The sequence below is a fragment of the Pseudoxanthomonas sp. F11 genome (assembly GCF_037046485.1).
Taxonomy (GTDB): Bacteria; Pseudomonadota; Gammaproteobacteria; order Xanthomonadales; family Xanthomonadaceae; genus Pseudoxanthomonas_A.
In genome coordinates this window covers 742,190-760,866 of sequence record NZ_JBANLZ010000002.1, presented here as the reverse complement: position 1 = coordinate 760,866, position 18,677 = coordinate 742,190, and the positions used below count along the sequence as shown (strand labels likewise).

Sequence of the window (18,677 nt, the reverse complement as noted above, 5' to 3'; positions counted from 1 at the left end):
CAGCCCCATGGCCACCGAGAACGCTGAAATCCTGGAACAGCTGGGACGTCGCTACGACGCCGGCTTCATCACCGACATCGAATCCGATTCGCTGCCGCCGGGCCTGGACGAGGACGTCGTTCGCGCCCTGTCGGCGAAGAAGAACGAACCCGAATGGATGACCGAATGGCGCCTGGCCGCGTACCGCCACTGGCTGACGATGCCGGCGCCGCACTGGGCCAAGCTGAAGATAGGCGCCATCGACTTCCAGTCCATCAGCTACTACAGCGCGCCGAAGGCGAAATACGCTTCGCTGGACGAGGTGCCGCAGGAACTGCTGGACACCTACGACAAGCTGGGCGTGCCGCTGCACGAGCGCGCCAAGCTGGCCGGCGTGGCGGTGGATGCGGTATTTGATTCCGTGTCCGTCGGCACCACCTTCCGCAAGGAACTGGCCGAGAAGGGCATCATCTTCTGTTCGATGTCCGAGGCCATCCACGAGCATCCCGACCTGGTGAAGCAATACCTGGGTACCGTGGTGCCGGTGGGCGACAACTATTTCGCCGCGCTGAACTCGGCGGTGTTCTCCGACGGCAGCTTCGTGTTCATCCCCAGGGGCGTGCGCTGCCCGATGGAGCTGAGCACTTATTTCCGCATCAACGCCGGCCACACCGGCCAGTTCGAACGCACGCTGATCGTCTGCGAGGACAAGGCCTACGTGTCCTACCTGGAAGGCTGCACCGCACCGATGCGCGACGAAAACCAGCTGCACGCCGCGGTCGTCGAGCTGGTCGCGCTGGAAGACGCCGAGATCAAGTACTCGACGGTGCAGAACTGGTATCCGGGTGACGAGGAAGGCCGTGGCGGCATCTACAACTTCGTCACCAAGCGCGCCGAGTGCCGGGGCGACCGCAGCAAGGTGACGTGGACGCAGGTGGAGACTGGTTCGGCGATCACCTGGAAGTACCCGTCCTGCGTGCTGCTGGGTGACGACTCGGTGGGCGAGTTCCACTCGGTCGCGCTGACCCACCACCGCCAGCAGGCCGACACCGGCACCAAGATGATCCACGTGGGCAAGCGCACCAAGTCCAAGATCGTCAGCAAGGGCATCAGCGCCGGCCGCGGCCAGAACACCTACCGCGGCCTGGTGAAGGTGGACCGCAACGCCGACGGCGCGCGCAACTACACCCAGTGCGACAGCCTGTTGATCGGCAAGAAGTGCGGCGCGCACACCTTCCCCTACATCGAGGTGAAGAATCCCACCGCGACGCTGGAACACGAGGCCACCACCTCCAAGATCAGCGACGACCAGCTGTTCTACTGCCGCGCGCGCGGCATCGGCCAGGAAGACGCGGTCAGCATGATTGTCGACGGCTTCTGCAAGCAGGTCTTCCGCGAACTGCCCATGGAGTTCGCGGTGGAAGCCAAGAAGCTGCTGGAAGTGTCGCTGGAAGGCAGCGTGGGATAAGGCTTTTCCCTTCTCCCGTGGGGAGAAGGTGCCCGTAGGGCGGATGAGGGGCAACGAAGTCCGGTGGCCTCAAAGATCCGGACTCCATCGCCCCTCACCCCAACCCCTCTCCCGATGGGAGAGGGGCTCAAAAGAATCAAACGGAAACGAACATGCTGAAGATCGACAACCTCCACGCCCGCGTCGCCGGCAAGGACATCCTCAAGGGCCTCTCGCTGGACGTGAAGCCGGGCGAGGTGCACGCCATCATGGGCCCCAACGGCGCCGGCAAGTCCACGCTCGGCAACATCCTGGCCGGCCGCGAGGGCTATGAGGTCACCGCCGGCAGCGTCGAGTTCGACGGCAAGCCGCTGCTGGAACTGGCACCGGAAGAGCGCGCTGCCGCCGGTGTGTTCCTGGCATTCCAGTACCCGGTCGAGATCCCGGGCGTGAACAACACCTATTTCCTGCGTGCGGCGCTCAATGCTCAGCGCAAGGCGCGCGGCGAGACCGAGCTGGACTCCATGCAGTTCCTCAAGCTGGTGCGGGAGAAACTGGCCGTGCTGCACCTGAAGGACGAACTGCTGCACCGGGGCGTCAACGAAGGTTTCAGCGGCGGCGAGAAGAAGCGCAACGAGATCTTCCAGCTCGCCGTGCTGGAACCGAAGCTGGCGATCCTGGACGAGACCGACAGCGGCCTGGACATCGACGCGCTGAAGAACGTGGCCGATGGCGTCAACGCGCTGCGCTCCCCGGACCGCGCGTTCGTGGTCATCACCCACTACCAGCGCCTGCTCGACTACATCAAGCCGGACGTGGTGCACGTGCTGGCCGGCGGCCGCATCGTCGAGACCGGCGGCCCGGAACTGGCGCTTGAGCTGGAACAGCACGGCTATGCGTGGATCAAGGACCGTGTGGCACCGGAGCAGGCCGCCTGATGAGCGCATTGCTGGATTCCCTGTCGGCCACCTTCCACGGCGATGCCGCACGCCGCGCTGCGCTCGACGAGGCGTTGCGCGACGGCCTGCCCGGCCCGCGCACCGAGGCGTGGAAGTACACCTCGCTGCGGCAACTCGAACGTCGCAGCTTCGCTGCCGTCGACGCGCTGCCGTCGCTGGACCCGATGCTGCTGGCCGATATCCCGGCGCCGCGCGCGGTGTTCGTCAACGGCCGCTATTCGGTGGCGCTGTCGCTGACCACCGACCTGCCGGACGGCGTCAGCCTGCAGCTGCTGTCCGAGGCACTGGCGGAGGGCGGCGATGCGGCGCGCTTCCTGCAGCGTCGTTTCGAGCGCACCGACGAGGTCTTCGCCCGGCTCAACGCCGCGCTGGCGACCGAAGGCCTGCTGCTGCGCGCCGAAGCCGACGTGCGGAGCGAGCAGCCGCTGCATCTGGTCTTCATCGGCACCGAGGACGGCGCCGACCGCGCCTGGCATCTGCGCAATCTGATCGAACTGCGTGCGGGCGCGTCGCTGACGGTGGTGGAGCACCACTTCGCCGCTACGCCGCACGCGCACTTCATCAACGCCCTGAGCCACGTGCACCTGGCGAAGGGCGCGACCCTGTCGCACGCGCGCGTGCAGGCCGAGGGCGAGCGCGCCACCTCGCTGCTGCGTACAGACGCGGTACTCGCGCGCGAAGCCGACTACCGCCGCGTGGATCTGGAGCTGGGCAGCGCGCTGTCGCGCCACGAGCTCAACGTACGCCTGGAAGGCGACAACGCGCGCGTGACGGCGAACGGCGTGCTGCTGGCCGGCGGACGCCGGCATGTCGATACCCGCCTGGGCATCGACCACATCGGCCGGGACACCACCTGCGAACTGACCTGGCGCGGACTAGGCGCAGGCCGTGGACGCGCGGTCTTCCATGGCGGCATCCTGATCCGCGAGGGTGCGGACGGCACTGATGCAGCGCTGTCGAACAAGAACCTGCTGCTGTCGGACAACGCCGAGATCGATACCCAGCCCGTGCTGGAGATCCACGCCGACGAAGTCAAGGCCGCCCATGGCGCGACGGTCGGCCAGCTCGACGCCAATGCCCTGTTCTACCTGCGCTCACGCGGGTTGACGCAGGCCGAAGCCCGGCAGCTGCTGACCATCGCGTTCTGCCGCGAACCGCTGGGCGTCGTCGCGCATGCCGGCGTGCGCGAAGCCCTGCTCGCCCGGGTGGACGCCGCGCTGGCGGCGCTGGAGGCACCATGAACCGCGAGGCCCTGTCCGGTGCCGGTGCCGCGATCGACTGGGCGCGCGTGCGCGAGGACTTCCCGCTGCTCGCACGGCAGGTGAACGGCAAGCCGCTGATCTATCTGGACAGCGCCAACACGGGCCAGAAACCGGCATCGGTGATCCAGACGGTCGATGACTTCTACCGGCAGCACAACGCCAACGTCAGCCGTGCCGTGCACACGCTGGGCACCGAAGCGACGGATGCGTACGAAGGCGCGCGCAAAAGGCTGGCGCGCTTCCTCAACGTGCGGCCGGACGAACTGGTGCTGTGCAGCGGCACCACGTTCGCGATCAACCTGGTGGCTTACTCGTGGGCGCTGCCGCGCCTGAAGGCCGGGGACACCCTCCTGGTGTCGCGCATGGAACACCACGCCAACATCGTGCCGTGGCAACTCGTGGCCCAGCGCACCGGCGCGACGATCAAGGTCGCGGAGATCCACACCGACGGCACGCTCGACCTGGACGCGCTGCACGCCGCCATGACCGGCGACGTGAAGCTGCTGGCGATCACTCAGACCTCCAATGTGCTGGGCACGGTCAACCCGGTGCGCGAGATCTGCCGCGAGGCCCGCAAGCGCGGCATCGTCACCGTGGTGGACGGCTCGCAGGCGGTACCGCACCGCGCAGTCGACGTCGCCGCCATCGGGTGCGATTTCTACGCGCTCACCGGCCACAAGATGTGCGGCCCCACCGGCACCGGCGCGCTGTGGGCCCGCAAGGAACACCTGCAGGCCATGCCGCCGTTCATCGGCGGCGGCGAGATGATCAAGGAAGTGAGCTTCGACGGCACGGTGTTCAACGACCCGCCGCACCGGTTCGAAGCCGGCACGCCCAACATCGCTGGTTTCGTCGGGCTGGGCGCGGCCGTGGACTACCTGGACGCGCTGGGCATGGCGAACGTGGAAGCCCGCGAGGCCGAACTGTTGGCGCACGCCACCGAGGAACTGGACCGGATCGACGGCCTGCGCATCGTCGGCCGCGCCCCGGACAAGGCGGCGGTGATCTCGTTCCTGATCGAAGGGGCGCACGCGCACGACCTGGCCACGCTGCTGGACCTGGAAGGCGTCGCCGTCCGTTCCGGCCAGCACTGCGCCCACCCGCTGCTGCAGTTCTACGGCGTCGCCGCCACGCTGCGGGCCTCGTTCGCCTTCTACAACACGCATGAGGAAGTGGACGCCTTCATCGCCGCCCTGAAAAAGGCGCGCGCCCTGCTGGCGTAACCCTGCGGGCATGCCCGCAGCCGCCCTACAATGGACGGCATGGATACCCTCAGCTTCCGCCCCGCCACCCACGCCGACATCCCGGCCCTCGTCGCCCTGGTCACGTCCGCCTACCGCGGCGACGTCAGCCGACAGGGCTGGACGACGGAAGCCGACCTGCTGGACGGCCAGCGCATCGACCCCGATGTCCTCGCGCGCGACATCGGCCGCGCGCGCAGCCGCATTCTGGTTGCAGAGCGTGCCGGCGAAATGCTGGCATGCGCGCACGTGGCCGAGGAGGACGGCGCGGGCTACTTCGGCATGTTCTCGGTACGCCCCGACCTGCAGGGCGGCGGCGTGGGCAAGGCCATGCTGGCCGAGGCCGAACGCGTCGCGCGCGAGGAGTGGCAGCTGCCGACCATGCGCATGACCGTGATCGACATCCGCGACGAGTTGATCGCGTTCTATGAACGCCGCGGCTACGCGCGCACGGGCATCAAGAAGCCCTTCCCCTACGGCGACGAGCGCTACGGCATTCCCAAGCGCGAGGACCTGCGCTTCGAGATCCTGGAGAAACCGCTGACGGGAGCCGCCGCATGAGTGAGACCTGGACGTTCGTGTGCGCCGCCGGCGAGCTGCTGCCCGGCGAGCTGAAAACCGTGTTCGACGAGGTCACCGGCACGCCGATCCTGGTCCTCAACCACGACGGCGATCTGTATGCCCTGGAAGACAAGTGCAGCCATGAGGATTTCGAACTGTCCTCCGGCCACTTCGATCCGGCGGACGCCAGCATCGAATGCGTCCTGCATGGGGCCCGTTTCGACGTCCGCGATGGCCGTGCCTTGTGCGCGCCGGCCTACTCGCCGGTGGCAAAGTTTCCGGTCCGGCTTGAACTCGGTGGCGTCTGGACCCGGGACGACAGGGACTGAGCTCGACCTTTGAACACCGTGTTGTAATCGCAAATCATTCTCATTATCCTGTCGCACCCTGCGGCAGGTCGCCGCAGCCGTCTCTTCGAGGCTCCGGTGCCGCGCGTCCTTCCTCTTGTCCTGCCGAGCGTCGTCTGCGTGCTGCTGGCATGCATGATGCTGTTCATGGGCGGGCTGGATGCCACCCCCGCCGCGCAGGCGGATGTCCTTCCCTCTGCCGTGACGGCTCCTGCTACGGCGAGTGAAGACGCCGCGCAGGCCGCGTACGAGAGCCAGGCCTACCACGACGCCATCCCGACGTCTCCCGAGTCCGAACCGGCGGCAAGCGAAGAGCACGCAACCGCGTCGCGGTGCGCCATCGAGGGGCGTTACCTCGCTGCCTCCAGGGACGACGGCCCACGCACGCGATCCCCCGCTTATCGCGGCTGCGGTCCTCCCCGCTGATTTCCCGCGGCGCCTTGCGCCGTCGCGTGACGCCTCCTTTCGCCGGCATACCGAACGCTGTGCGCAAGACACCAAACCGTTTCCACTCCGTCCCGTAGCCGTCGCCACCGGGTCATCCGCTCAAGCACACAAGGATGCCTATGACCTTCCGCCCCTCCCCGTTGAACGCCGCCCTGCTCTTCGCCATCACGGCCCCGGCCATGGCCGCCCCCACTGGCGATGCCGCCACCGACGCCGCCATGCAAGCCAAAGAACTGGACACCGTGGAAGTGCATGGTGAGCGCGTGCAGAAGGCCAGTTCACCCAAGTACACCGAGGCGTTGGTCGACACACCGCAGACCATCACCGTGGTCACGAGCGAGGTCATGGCGCAGCAGAACCTGCTGGGCCTGCGCGACGTGCTGAGCACGCTGCCCGGCATCACCTTCGGCGCCGGCGAAGGCGGCGGCGGGTATGGCGACAGCATCAACCTGCGCGGCTTCACCGCCAGCAGCGACATCACCACCGACGGCGTGCGCGACAGCGCGCAGTACACGCGCACGGACAATTTCAACCTCGAATCCATCGAACTGATCAACGGCGCCAACTCGGCGATGTCGGGTGCGGGTTCGGTCGGCGGCACCATCAACCTGGTCAGCAAGGTCGCGCGCGAGGGCGACTTCAGCACGTTCACCGTTGGCGCGGGTACGGACAAGTACGGGCGCGTGACCGCCGACACCAACCACGACCTCGAGAACGGCATCGCCGTGCGCCTTAACGCGATGGTTCACCAGAACGACGTGCCCGGCCGTGACCACGAGAGCTTCCAGCGCTGGGGTTTCGCACCGTCGATCGTGTTCGGTCTCGGCTCCGATACGCGCGTCACCCTCAGCTACCTGCACCAGAGCGACGACAACCTGCCCCAGTACGGCGTCCCGTACGCGCTCAATCCGTTCAACGACGGCGCGCTGCCGGGCGTCGACCTCGAGAGCTACTTCGGCTATCGCAATGTATCCGAACAGCAGATCGACATCGACATGCTCACAGGCATCTTCGAACACGATTTCAGCGACCAGGTTTCGGTGCGCAGCCTTGCCCGCCTGCAGAAGGTCGACCAGTTGAGCAACGTGACCGCGCTGCAGGGCACATGGTGCTTGGACAACGGCACGAATCCCTACACCGGCGCCGTCTGCTCGCCCGCGGGCATCTGGAATCCCAACTCCGGCCCACGCGGCTTCGTGCGCGACGCCAGCAACTTCATGGCGATCAGCCAGACCGACCTGACGGCGCGCTTCTCGACCGGCGCCATCGAACATGCGCTGGTCGCCGGCGTGGCGTTCTCGAAGGAAGACTTCGACCTGGATACCGGCAGCGTCTTCAACAATTCCAACGGCACGTCCGTCACGGTCTTCCCGCTGGTCGACATCAACAATCCGTACAACGTCTGGACGGGACCGTTGAACTACTACGCCACGTCACGGACGAAGGGCTCGCTGAACAACCAGGCCGTCTACCTGTTCGACACGATCCGCTTCACCCCGCAGTTCTCGCTCAACCTCGGCGCGCGCTATGAGCGCAACGAGGGCGACACGGTCACCTGGACAGCGTCCACCGTGGCCGCGACGCGCGGCCAGTACCTGACCGCACCTTCGCCGTCGGCGAGCAACAGCGACAACCTGTTCTCGTATCGCGCGGGCCTGGTCTACAAGCCGACCGAGAACGGTTCGATCTACCTGGCGTACGCCAACAGCAAGACGCCGTCCAAGGCCTCGGTCAACGGGTCGTGCACGCTTAACAGCACCACCGGTGGCAACAACTGCTCGGTCGCTCCGGAGACCGCGGTGAACGTCGAACTGGGAACGAAGTGGGACCTGTTCGGCACCCGTCTCGCGTTGACCGCGGCTGTTTTCCGCAACGAACGCCAGAACTACCGCGTGGCCGACCCGGACCCGCTCAACCTCACCGGCGAGCAGTCGCTGGACGGCAAGGCACGCGTAGATGGCATCGCCCTGGGCGCGGCCGGCAACATCACCCGGGAATGGTCGCTGTTCGCCAACTACACATACTTGGACAGCGAAGTGCTGCACGGGGTCTCCTCGTTCTGCGCCGCGAACCCCGGCGCCGCGAACTGCGGCAACACCGCCCTCTTCCCCGATCCGCTGAAGGGCAACCTGCTGACCAACACCCCGAAGCACTCCATGAGCCTGTGGAGCACCTACCAGCTGAACGACTGGAGCTTCGGCTACGGCGCGACCTACCAGGGCGGTTTCTACACGCAGAACAGCAGCCTGCTCGGCGACCTGGACCCCTACAAGACCGAGGCCTACTGGGTGCATCGCGCAATGGTGGGCTATCGCGTCAACGACAGCCTGGGCCTGCAGCTCAACCTCAACAACTTGTTTGATGAGGAGTACTACACGCGCATTCGCAACAACGTCACGCTGACCAACGGCGTGATCACAACGGGCAATGGCTGGGCCACGCCCGGCGAAGGCCGCTCTGCCGTGCTGACGGCCACGCTCAAGTTCTGAGGCCGGTGAGCCTGTTGTAGGTGCTCATTACCCTGCCTATGCACAATGGGCGGGGCTTTCTGTTCGAGGTAGACCGATATGCTGCTGGCGATTCCGGAGGTGCTGACTCCCGCGCAGGTCGCGCAAGCACGGGCGCGCCTGGATGCCGCCGACTGGGCGGACGGCCGCATCACCGCGGGCTACCAGTCGGCCAGGGCCAAGGACAATGCGCAGCTGCCGGAGGATTCTCCCGCGGCCCGCGACGTCGGTGCCCTGATCCTGGACGCGCTGTCGCGCAACAGCACCTTCTTCTCCGCGGCGCTGCCCAAGCGCATCTATCCGCCCCTGTTCAACCGCTATGACGGCGGTCAGTTCTTCGATTACCACGTGGACAACGCAGTCCGCTACGACCGCAGCCGCGGCGGCGTGGACGCCGTGCGCACGGACCTGTCCGCGACGCTTTTCCTGAGCGCACCGGAGGACTACGACGGCGGCGAGCTCGTCATCGAGGACACCTTCGGCACGCAGCGCGTGAAGCTGCCCGCCGGCCACATGGTGCTGTATCCGGGCACCAGCCTGCACAAGGTGACGCCAGTGACCCGCGGCGCGCGCGTGGCGTCGTTCTTCTGGATGCAGAGTATGGTCCGCGACGATGGTCATCGCCGGCTGCTGTTCGAACTGGACCTGTCCATCCGCCGCTTGACCGTGGACGTGCCCGAGCATGCCGCCCTGGTCCAGCTGACCGGCGTCTACCACAACCTTCTCAGGCAGTGGGTGGAGACCTGAGGAAACAAATCAAGATTCAATCTTGTTTGCACTTGATAAGTATTCTCATTTAAAATGCCCCGTAACGGCCCGCCGGACTGGCGCGCGCCCTGGGGACCTTCTTGAATCAACCGCCTGACAACCCGATCGGCCTGCACGCACCGAGACCGGCGCGCGCACCCTGGTGGTCGCGGTTGGGCATCGCGGCCGTCGTGATCGCGCTGTCCATGTTGCTGGGATTCCACTTGCCGGTCCCTTCCGGCACGGGTCGGGCGGTTGTCGCTGCCCAGACGACGCCCGCGCTGATCGCAGGGGAATCCCGCGACCACGCAGGGGGCGCTCGCGAGGACCGCCATCGCGACGTCCCCGCGAAGAAGGCACGACTGATCGCCCTGAAGGTGAAAACCACCCGCGCGCCAGGACACATCCGCGACGCCGCTTCGCCCCTGCCTTCATCACGGCGGGGGCATGCCGGTCCGCAACCGGACCCGCGCATGCCGGACGGCGCCCTGCACCGCCTGGATCCGTCATTGAGCCTGCATCACGGCCAGGCACCTCCTGTCGCCTGATCCGCTCGCGGCCCGTCCGATCCCGGACGCTGCTTTCTCCTGATCGCGCACCCGCGCGACCGCGCCCCCTGCTGCCCACTTCTTCCCGGATCCCATGAACGTCACCCGTACGTCCGTGCGCGCCTCGCTGCGTCGCAACCGCCTTGCCCTCGCCCTGCTGTCCGTCGCCACTGCCCCCGCCATCGCGCAGCCCGCGGCCGATGCCGCCGATGTCAGCACCCTCGACACCGTCGTCGTCACGGCCTCCGGTTTCGAACAGAAGATCACCGACGCGCCCGCCAGCATCAGCGTGATCTCCGCGGAGGAACTGCGCCAGCGCCCCTATATCACGCTGATCGACGCCGTGCGCGATCTGGAGGGCGTTGATGTCGGCGAGACCTCCGACAAGACGGGGCAGAAGACCATCAGCATCCGTGGCATGGGGCCGGACTACACGCTGATCCTGATCGACGGCAAGCGTCAGAACAACCATGGCGACATCTACCCCAACTCGTTCGGCGGCAACCAGTTCAACCATATTCCGCCGCTGGACATGATCCAGCGCATCGAAGTGATCCGCGGGCCGGCGTCCACCCTGTACGGCGCCGACGCGCTGGGCGGGGTGATCAACATCATCACGCGCAAGGTGTCGGACCGCTGGCAGGGCTCGGCCACGCTCGGCCACGGCATCCAGGAGAACCGCGATTTCGGCAGCGACAGCACCTTCGACTTCATGTTGATGGGGCCGCTGGTGAAGGAACGTTTGGGCTTGGGCGTGCGCGGTTCTTGGTACGAGCGGGACGCATCCACGCCCGAATACGAGGCCATCACCGCACCGGACGGCACGGTGTTCGAGCGGGCGCTGGGCTTCGGTGGCGGCGGCAAGACCGTGGACAACACCAACAAGAGCGCGGGCGTGACGCTGAGCTGGACGCCGACGGACAGCCAGAGCGTCGTCTTCGACTACGACACGTCCAAGCAGACGTACGACAACACGCCGTACATCAACAATCTGGGCACTGAAACGTATCCGCTGGGCACGGTGGACGGACTGGCCGGCATCTGGCGCGCGGCGCCGCAGGTCGGGTACGCGGCTGACCAGGAGTTCACGCGTGACCAGTGGTCGGTCACCCATCACGGGCAGTGGACGTTCGGCGACAGTTTCGTCTCGCTGGCCCATATCGACACCGGCAACCACGGCCGCACGCTGCCGTTCACCGTGGCCGAACGGCTGCTGCATCGGGACATCTACTGCAACAACGCCTCCACCTGCGCCACCGGCCCCTATGCCGGATTGACGCGAACACAGCGCCAGCAGCTGGTCATGGATACCTTCCTCCCGCGTCCGAAGCGCACGATGGAAAGCCGCCAGTACACACTGGACGCCAAACTGGATTTCGCCGTCGGCGAGGCGCACCGCTTCGTCGTCGGCGGCCAAGTGATCGACGGCGAACTGGAGGACGGCGTGTTCGGCATGGAAGGTGGCGGCGATGGCGGCGGCACCGTCCAGGAGCACAGGATGTGGTCGCTGTTCGCGGAGGACAACTGGAATCCGCTGGACACACTGACCGTCACGCTGGGCCTGCGCCACGACGACCACCGCGTGTTCGGCAGCCAGTTCAGCCCGCGCGCCTATGCCGTGTGGGACATCAGCCCAGCATGGACGTTGAAGGGCGGCGTCAGCACCGGCTTCAAGACGCCCAAGACCACCGACCTGTACGACGGCGTCACCGGCTTCGGCGGCCAGGGGACCACGCCCTTCGTGGGCAACCCCGACCTGCAGCCCGAGACCAGCGTCAACAGCGAGATCGCGCTGTACTGGACCTCGCCGGACGACGCGCACAATGTCAATCTCACCGTGTTCCGCAACGACTTCGACGACAAGATCGCGCGCGGCGAAACCAGTCTCAGCTGCGAGCAGACCGGCGGCATGCGTCCCTGCGCCAACCTCGGCGATTACGCGCTGCTGGGCTATACGACGTATGCGCAGAACATCAACATCGACGAAGTGCGCATCCAGGGTGTGGAAGTCGCTGGACGTTGGGGCATCACGGAGACCCTGTCGCTGCGCGCCAACTACACCTTCACCGACAGCGAGCAACTGAGCGGGGCACAGAAGGGCCTGCCGCTGACCAACACCGCCCGCCACATGGCCAACGCCAGCCTGAACTGGCAGGCGAACGACCGCTTCAGCATGCAGCTGCTCGCCGAAGCCCGCTCCAAGCGCTATCGCGACACGATCAACGGGGTTCGCCGGGACTACCAGGACTACACGGTGCTGCATCTGGGCGCGCAGTACCGCTTCAACGAGCATGTGACGGTGTCGGGCCGCATCAATAACCTGCTCGACGAAGATTTCACCACCTTCCAGACGGTCTTCAATGACCTCAACAACGACGGCATCTATACGTCCAACGAGGTGTCGTACCTGGACGACTACAACAACAAGGACAAGTCTCGGAACCTGTGGCTGAGTCTCAACGTCAGCTTTTGAGAGCCGCCGCTTGGCCCGCCCGGTGGGAACGCTTCTCAATTGAGAGTTATTCTCATCCATGATGTAATGGCCACCTGTTCCATCCGCCTCGAGAGTGCCGTTGTCCGCTCCCGCTTCCCCTGCCCTCCAGCAACAACGCCGCGGCTTCTGGCTGCGCACGTTGCATCAGTGGCACTGGATCAGTTCGGCCGTCTGCCTGGTTGGCATGCTGCTGTTCGCCATTACGGGGATCACGCTGAACCATGCCGCGAAGATCGAAGCCTCGCCCGAGGTCACCCACCTGACCGCCACCCTTCCCGCACCTGTCGTCGCCATGCTGGGCGATCGACAGGAAGGCCATGCGCCCCTGCCTGCGGCCGTGGGCGATTGGCTGGAGCAGGAGCTGTCGATATCGATCGGACGACGACCGGCCGAATGGTCGGACATGGAGCTCTATCTCTCGATGCCGGGCCCCGGCACCGACGCCTGGTTGAGCATCGATCGCGAAACGGGGGTGGTCGAGTACGAACGGACCCGCCGCGGCTGGATCTCCTATTTCAACGACCTCCACAAGGGCCGCAACGCCGGGCCGGCGTGGGGATGGTTCCTGGACATCTTCGCCGTGGCGTGCCTGGTGTTCTGCATCACCGGCCTGTTCCTGCTCTACCTTCACGGGCGGCAGCGCCGCATGACCTGGCCGATGGTGGGCCTGGGCCTGCTGGTGCCGCTGCTGATCGCGCTGCTTTTCATCCATTGAACCCCTTCAACGAACCGCGAGTGACCGCATGTCGAAGATCGCCGTCCACACCACGCTGACCATCGCGCTCAGCGGCCTGCTGGCCACGCCCGCCTACGCCGCCACGCTCGACATCAATGTCGAGATCCCCAAGCTCAATGTGGCCGAGTACCACCGTCCTTACGTCGCCGTGTGGATCGAAGGCGCCGACCAGAAGGTCGCCGCCAACCTGTCCGTCTGGTACCAGCAGACCAGCAATTCCGAGGGCCACGGCACCAAGTGGCTGCCCGACCTGCGCCAGTGGTGGCGCAAGTCCGGCCGCTCGCTGAAGGTGCCGGTGGATGGTGTGACCGGACCCACCAAGCCGGTCGGCAAGCACGCGTTGAGCTTCAGCGACAAGCAGCATCTGGCCAAGCTGGCGCCCGGCCAGTACACGCTGGTCGTCGAGGCCGCGCGCGAAGTCGGTGGCCGTGAGCTGCTGAAGATTCCTTTCACCTGGCCCGCCAAGGGCGCACCGCAGTTGGGCAAGGCGCAGGGCGCCACCGAACTGGGGTCCGTCACGCTGACGGTCAAGCCCTGATCCTTCTTTCCATCTGTCCGCTGGAGATTCCGATGAAGCGTTCCCTCGCCGTAGCCATCGCCCTGGCCTCCGCCATCCCCGCCACCACGCTGGCGCACAAGGCCTGGTTGCAGCCGTCGCAGACCGTCATCGCCGGCACCAACCCGTGGATCACGGTGGATGCGGCGGTGTCCAACGACCTGTTCTACTTCAACCACGTTCCCCTGCGCACGGAAGGCCTGGCGATCACCGCACCGGACGGCAGCGCGGTCGAGGCGCAGAACCTGGCCACGGGCAAGTACCGCACGGTGTTCGATGTCGAGCTGAAGCAGCAGGGCACCTACCGCATCGCCACGGTCAACAAGGGCCTGATGGTTCGCTGGGAAGGCGCCGACGGCAAGCCGGGCGGCCTGCGCGGCGCCAAACCGGAAGACCTGGCGACCAAGGTGCCGAAGGATGCGAAGAACCTGCAGGTATCGCAGTCGATCGGTCGCATCGAGACCTTCGTGACCAACGGGGCGCCCAACGACACTGCGCTGAAGAGCACCGGGGAAGGCATCGAACTGCTGCCGGTGACGCATCCCAACGACCTGTTCGCCGGTGAAGCGGCCACCTTCCGGATGCTGGTCGACGGCAAGCCGGCGGCCGGGCTGGAATTCGAGATCACCCGCGGCGGTACGCGCTATCGCAACGCGCAGGATGAGATCAAGGTCACCACGGATGCCAACGGCGAATTCAGCGTGACCTGGCCGGAAGCCGGCATGTACTGGCTGGAAACCGGCACGCAGGACGACAAGACCACCGTGCCGCAGGCCAAGCAGCGCCGGCTGAGCTATGTCGCCACGCTGGAAGTGCTGCCCCAGTAAGACGGGGCTATGCCGCCGGACGCAGTACCGGCGGCATGGATCAGCATGAACATCTCCCTTCCCTCCCCCTCTGCGCAGGCGGCGCCGGTGCATGCACTGCACGGGCAGACCATGGGTACGACCTGGTCCGTCCAGTACGCCAGTCCGTCGCGCATCGATCCGCATGCATTGCACGACGCCATCCAGGTGCGCCTGGACGAATTGGTCGCGCAGATGAGCACGTGGGAGGCGGATGCGGACATCATGCGCTTCAACCGCTGCGCCGCAGGCGAATGGTTCGTCCTGCGGGACGACATGCTGCAGGTGCTCACGGCGGCGCTCGACATCGCGTCACGCAGCGACGGCGCGTTCGACCCCACCGTGTCGCCGCTGGTGGCGGCATGGGGATTCGGTGCGCATGCGCACGGGCGGGGTCGCCCCACGCCGGCGGCGCTGGTCGAAGCCCGCTCCCGCGTCGGCTGGCAGCACCTGCGGTTCGATGCCGCGCAGCGCCGCGTCCGCCAGCCGGGCGGTGTGATGCTGGACCTTTCGGCCATCGCCAAGGGCTACGGCGTGGACGTGGTGGCCGACCTGCTGCGGCGTCGCGGTATCGACGCCGGCCTGATCGAAGTGGGCGGCGAACTGTATGGCTATGGCCGCAAGGCCGACGGTCAACCATGGCGCGTGCTGGTGGAATCCTCACCGGATGAGGAAGCCGACAGCGAAGGGCTGGAACCACGGGTACTGGCACTGGAGGGCATGGCCGTCGCTACCTCGGGCGACCGCTGGCATGCCTACGCGCAGGATGGCCACCGCTACTCGCACACGATCGACCCGCGCAGCGGCGAGCCGGTGACCGATGCCGCTGCCGCGGTGACCGTGATCGCGGCCGATGCGATGCACGCCGATGCCTGGGCCACCGCCCTGACGGTCATGGGCACCGAAGAAGGCCCGGCTTTCGCGGCGCATCACGGCCTGGCGGCGCGCTTCCTGCACCGCACCGGCGAAGGCTTGCGGGAAACCATGACGCCAGCGTTCGAGCAGCACCTGGCGGCATGAGCACGGCAGGCCCTTCACCTCGGCACGGGAGTGCCCCCCTGGTTGGCAATGCGCTGGTGATGCTGTCGCTGGCCGCGTGCGCCTGGCTGTTCGCCGGCTTGCACGAGGGCGACTGGTGGCAGGTCAGCCCGTCCAGGGCCCGCGTCTGCATCGCCGCCGCCGCCCTGCTGGCATATGCCGGACTGGTGGCGGGCATCCTGTCCCGCGCGCGCAAGCGCGACACGTCGGGACAACCGGCGATGCTGGCCGGATCCGATGCGACGTGGGTCGTGCATGCCAGTCAGACCGGTTTCGCGATGGAGCTGGCCGACATGACCGCCGCATCGCTTCGCCAGGGCGGCGTCGCGGTCCAGCGCGCGGGGCTGGAACGGTTGGATGCGGCACAGTTGCAGGCCATCGGGCGCGCCGTGTTCATCGTCAGCACCACGGGCGAAGGCGATCCACCCGACTCCGCGCTCGGCTTCGTCCGCCGCGTGATGTCGCAGACACTCCCGCTGCACACGCTGCGCTACGCCGTCCTGGCCCTGGGCGATCGCGAATATGCGCAGTTCTGCGCTTTCGGCCACCAGCTCGATGACTGGCTGCGGCGACAGGGCGCGCAACCGCTGTTCGACCTGGTGGAAGTCGACAATGCCGACGACAGTGCCCTGCGCCACTGGCAGCATCATATCGGCCAGTTGGGCGACGGGTCCGATGCGCAGGACTGGTCCACGCCGCGGTACGAATCCTGGCGGCTGCGCGATCGTGTCGAGCTGAATCCCGGCAGCATCGGTGGGCCCGTGTTCCTCCTTTCCCTGACACCCGGATCCGGTTCGCTGCCCGACTGGGCCGCTGGCGACATCGCCGAGATCGGGCCGTGCCGCGCCATGGCCGAGGTCGACGAGGTCCTGCAGCGCACGGGCCTGGCGGGCGATGTTCCCGTGCAGTGGCAGGACCACGCGCAATCGCTGGCGCAGGTACTTGTCCGCAGCCAATGGCCCGTCGCGGACCATGAGCTCTGGCGCGGAGATGCGCAGGCGCTCGCCGATGCCTGCACGCCCCTGCCGCACCGCGAATACTCCATCGCCTCCCTCCCCGGCGATGGCGCGCTGCACCTGCTGGTGCGCTTGATGCATCATGCAGACGGTACCGCCGGTCTGGGCAGCGGCTGGCTGTGCCGGCATGCGCAGCCGGGAGACGCCATCGCCCTGCGCATCCGCCGCAATCCGAATTTTCATCCACCCGCCGCCGATGTACCGATGATCCTGATCGGCAACGGCACGGGCCTGGCGGGTCTGCGCGCCCACTTGAAAGCGCGGACGCTGGCCGGTGCGACACGCAACTGGCTGTTGTTCGGTGAGCGCCAGCGCGCGCACGACGCCTTCCTCGCCGACGAACTGGCAGCGTGGCAGGCGCAAGGCCTGCTCCCACATCTCGACCTGACCTTCTCGCGCGATGGCGACGGCCATCGCTACGTCCAGCATGCGCTGGCGTCGCACGCGAACCGGCTGCGGCAGTGGGTCGAAGAAGGCGCGGCGGTGTACGTCTGCGGGAGTCTGGCCGGCATGGCGCCCGACGTGGACGCCACGCTGCGCCGCATCCTGGGCGAGGACAAGGTCGAAGCCCTGCGGACCGCCGGGCGCTATCGCCGCGACGTGTACTGACCTGTCGTCCTCAGCGGCCTTCGGCCTCGATGCGGACGGCCAGCAGCTCGCCGCCGCCGTGCAGGGCATGTCGCGCGCGCGCCTTGCCGCCGACCAGAAAAGCAGTATCGCCGCTGCACAGATCGTCAAGGCCACTCGCCCCGTCGAACGCCGCCTGTCCGGCGATCAGATGGACGACCCAGTGCACGCCCGGCTCGGTGAAGAACAGCATCGGCCCCACCAGCGGACGATGCAGCAGTTCGGTCCGGACCCGGCCACGCCGCCACATCAGGTTGAAATCGTGCGTCGTGCCGTCGACCAGTTCCCCCGTCACCGCGTCCTCGCCCGCGAACCGGTAGCGGCCGTGCGGCGGCATCAGATCGACCGTGCGTCCGTCTTCGAACCTCAGGCGCAGCCCGTTCCCGCGCAGCAGCACCAGTTCGCGGTCGATGCCGGGGAACGATGAGAACGCCGCATCGCGCTCGATCTCGGCGATCGACAGGCGCCAGTCCCAGTCGTCGTCGTCCGGAACCCGCACGATTTCACGGGTCCAGCCCAATCCATTCTTCCAGCGCACCCGCCGATATTCGTTGGCGGGAATGACGCGCGATGATTCCGGCATGATGGTCCCCGGCAGTCCGTGGCGGGATTCTAGCCGGCGCCCGGCCTTGCCGCGCCTGTCCACCCACAAACGACAACGCCCGGACGTGCGTCCTGCGCGTCCGGGCGTTGTCGACATCCCTGTCGGTCTACCGTCGGCGAATCAGGCTGCAACCCGCTGCCGACCTGCGCGTCGTGCGCGATATGGATACGTCCCTGTCGGCATCCCGCCTGTTTCCCCCTGGCTTCCTGCCCCTGTGCCTGGCGCTCCACATCCTGTGGAGACGCCCGGCACGGGAATCGATCAGCGCCGCGCGACCGGCTTGGCGGGCGCCGCGGTCGCGGCAGCCGGCTTGCGCGCCGGTGTGGCGCCCGTGCGCAGCTCGATACGGTCGCGGTTCTGCTCCACGGTGCTCAGGCCGATGCCCTTCACCATGGCGAGCTCCTCGGCGCTCTTGAACGGGCCGTTGGCCTTGCGGTACTCGACGATCGCGGCCGCCTTCGACGGACCGACCCCGACCAGCACGCGATCCAGCGCGGCCGCGTCGGCGGTGTTGATGTTGACCTTCTCGGTGGCCAGCGCCTGCGCGGCGATCAGCAGCGACAGGACGGCGGCGAACACGGTGTGGACGAACGACTTCATGACGACTCTCCTTGTGGCGATGGACTGTCCCTGGACGGCGGACGCCTCTTGGCATCCGCCATGTTGCCGCTGCAGGCCGATGACCTTGGCGGCAGGTTCAGTCTTGCGTTCCCACG

At 66.9% G+C, this 18,677-nt stretch carries 17 protein-coding genes; 15 read left to right on the top strand and 2 right to left on the bottom strand.

Going from position 1 to position 18,677, the window contains the following annotated elements; translation table 11 throughout:
- Positions 1 to 7 precede the first annotated feature (7 nt).
- From sufB to V8246_RS09320, 15 genes are all read left to right on the top strand, one after another.
- The gene (gene sufB / locus V8246_RS09390; RefSeq protein ID WP_336188872.1) at positions 8 to 1,447 is read left to right on the top strand and encodes a Fe-S cluster assembly protein SufB; all 1,440 of its coding nucleotides are present in this window, start codon (positions 8 to 10) and stop codon (positions 1,445 to 1,447) included.
- A 152-nt stretch (positions 1,448 to 1,599) separates the two neighbouring features.
- Positions 1,600 to 2,364, top strand: a complete 765-nt coding sequence (gene sufC, locus V8246_RS09385; protein ID WP_336188871.1) for a Fe-S cluster assembly ATPase SufC — start codon at positions 1,600 to 1,602, stop codon at positions 2,362 to 2,364.
- Positions 2,364 to 3,626: a Fe-S cluster assembly protein SufD gene (sufD, locus tag V8246_RS09380; protein WP_336188870.1), complete on the top strand. Its 1,263-nt coding sequence runs from the start codon at positions 2,364 to 2,366 to the stop codon at positions 3,624 to 3,626. Before sufC ends, sufD begins: the two co-directional genes overlap by 1 nt.
- Complete coding sequence (locus tag V8246_RS09375; protein ID WP_336188869.1) at positions 3,623 to 4,870, top strand: cysteine desulfurase; 1,248 nt, start codon at positions 3,623 to 3,625, stop codon at positions 4,868 to 4,870. The genes sufD and V8246_RS09375 overlap by 4 nt, the downstream gene beginning before the upstream one ends.
- 39 nt (positions 4,871 to 4,909) lie before the next feature.
- Complete coding sequence (locus V8246_RS09370) at positions 4,910 to 5,449, top strand: N-acetyltransferase (RefSeq protein WP_185896830.1); 540 nt, start codon at positions 4,910 to 4,912, stop codon at positions 5,447 to 5,449.
- Complete coding sequence (locus V8246_RS09365) at positions 5,446 to 5,778, top strand: non-heme iron oxygenase ferredoxin subunit (protein ID WP_185896831.1); 333 nt, start codon at positions 5,446 to 5,448, stop codon at positions 5,776 to 5,778. The genes V8246_RS09370 and V8246_RS09365 overlap by 4 nt, the downstream gene beginning before the upstream one ends.
- 584 nt (positions 5,779 to 6,362) lie before the next feature.
- Complete coding sequence (locus V8246_RS09360; RefSeq protein ID WP_336188868.1) at positions 6,363 to 8,732, top strand: TonB-dependent receptor; 2,370 nt, start codon at positions 6,363 to 6,365, stop codon at positions 8,730 to 8,732.
- A 78-nt stretch (positions 8,733 to 8,810) separates the two neighbouring features.
- Positions 8,811 to 9,497, top strand: a complete 687-nt coding sequence (locus V8246_RS09355) for a Fe2+-dependent dioxygenase (protein WP_336188867.1) — start codon at positions 8,811 to 8,813, stop codon at positions 9,495 to 9,497.
- Positions 9,498 to 9,598: 101 nt separating this feature from the next.
- Positions 9,599 to 10,045 (top strand): hypothetical protein, encoded by a 447-nt coding sequence (locus V8246_RS09350; protein ID WP_336188866.1) that lies wholly within the window; start codon positions 9,599 to 9,601, stop codon positions 10,043 to 10,045.
- Between the two features lie 94 nt (positions 10,046 to 10,139).
- Positions 10,140 to 12,518, top strand: a complete 2,379-nt coding sequence (locus V8246_RS09345; RefSeq protein ID WP_336188865.1) for a TonB-dependent receptor — start codon at positions 10,140 to 10,142, stop codon at positions 12,516 to 12,518.
- A 100-nt stretch (positions 12,519 to 12,618) separates the two neighbouring features.
- Complete coding sequence (locus V8246_RS09340) at positions 12,619 to 13,254, top strand: PepSY-associated TM helix domain-containing protein (RefSeq protein WP_336188864.1); 636 nt, start codon at positions 12,619 to 12,621, stop codon at positions 13,252 to 13,254.
- A 28-nt stretch (positions 13,255 to 13,282) separates the two neighbouring features.
- A complete protein-coding gene (locus tag V8246_RS09335; protein WP_336188863.1) occupies positions 13,283 to 13,813 on the top strand; it encodes a DUF2271 domain-containing protein in 531 nt (176 codons plus the stop codon).
- Between the two features lie 32 nt (positions 13,814 to 13,845).
- A complete protein-coding gene (locus V8246_RS09330; RefSeq protein WP_336188862.1) occupies positions 13,846 to 14,658 on the top strand; it encodes a DUF4198 domain-containing protein in 813 nt (270 codons plus the stop codon).
- Positions 14,659 to 14,703: 45 nt separating this feature from the next.
- Positions 14,704 to 15,696 (top strand): FAD:protein FMN transferase, encoded by a 993-nt coding sequence (locus V8246_RS09325; protein ID WP_336188861.1) that lies wholly within the window; start codon positions 14,704 to 14,706, stop codon positions 15,694 to 15,696.
- Positions 15,693 to 17,339: a sulfite reductase subunit alpha gene (locus V8246_RS09320; RefSeq protein WP_336188860.1), complete on the top strand. Its 1,647-nt coding sequence runs from the start codon at positions 15,693 to 15,695 to the stop codon at positions 17,337 to 17,339. Before V8246_RS09325 ends, V8246_RS09320 begins: the two co-directional genes overlap by 4 nt.
- A gap of 10 nt (positions 17,340 to 17,349) precedes the next feature.
- Here the strand turns inward: V8246_RS09320 and V8246_RS09315 are convergent, their stop codons facing one another.
- Positions 17,350 to 17,940 (bottom strand): HutD family protein, encoded by a 591-nt coding sequence (locus V8246_RS09315; RefSeq protein WP_336188859.1) that lies wholly within the window; start codon positions 17,938 to 17,940, stop codon positions 17,350 to 17,352.
- A 282-nt stretch (positions 17,941 to 18,222) separates the two neighbouring features.
- Positions 18,223 to 18,561 carry a helix-hairpin-helix domain-containing protein gene (locus tag V8246_RS09310; protein WP_336188858.1) on the bottom strand — a complete coding sequence of 113 codons (339 nt, stop codon included), beginning with the start codon at positions 18,559 to 18,561 and terminating at the stop codon, positions 18,223 to 18,225.
- Positions 18,562 to 18,677: the final 116 nt, after the last annotated feature.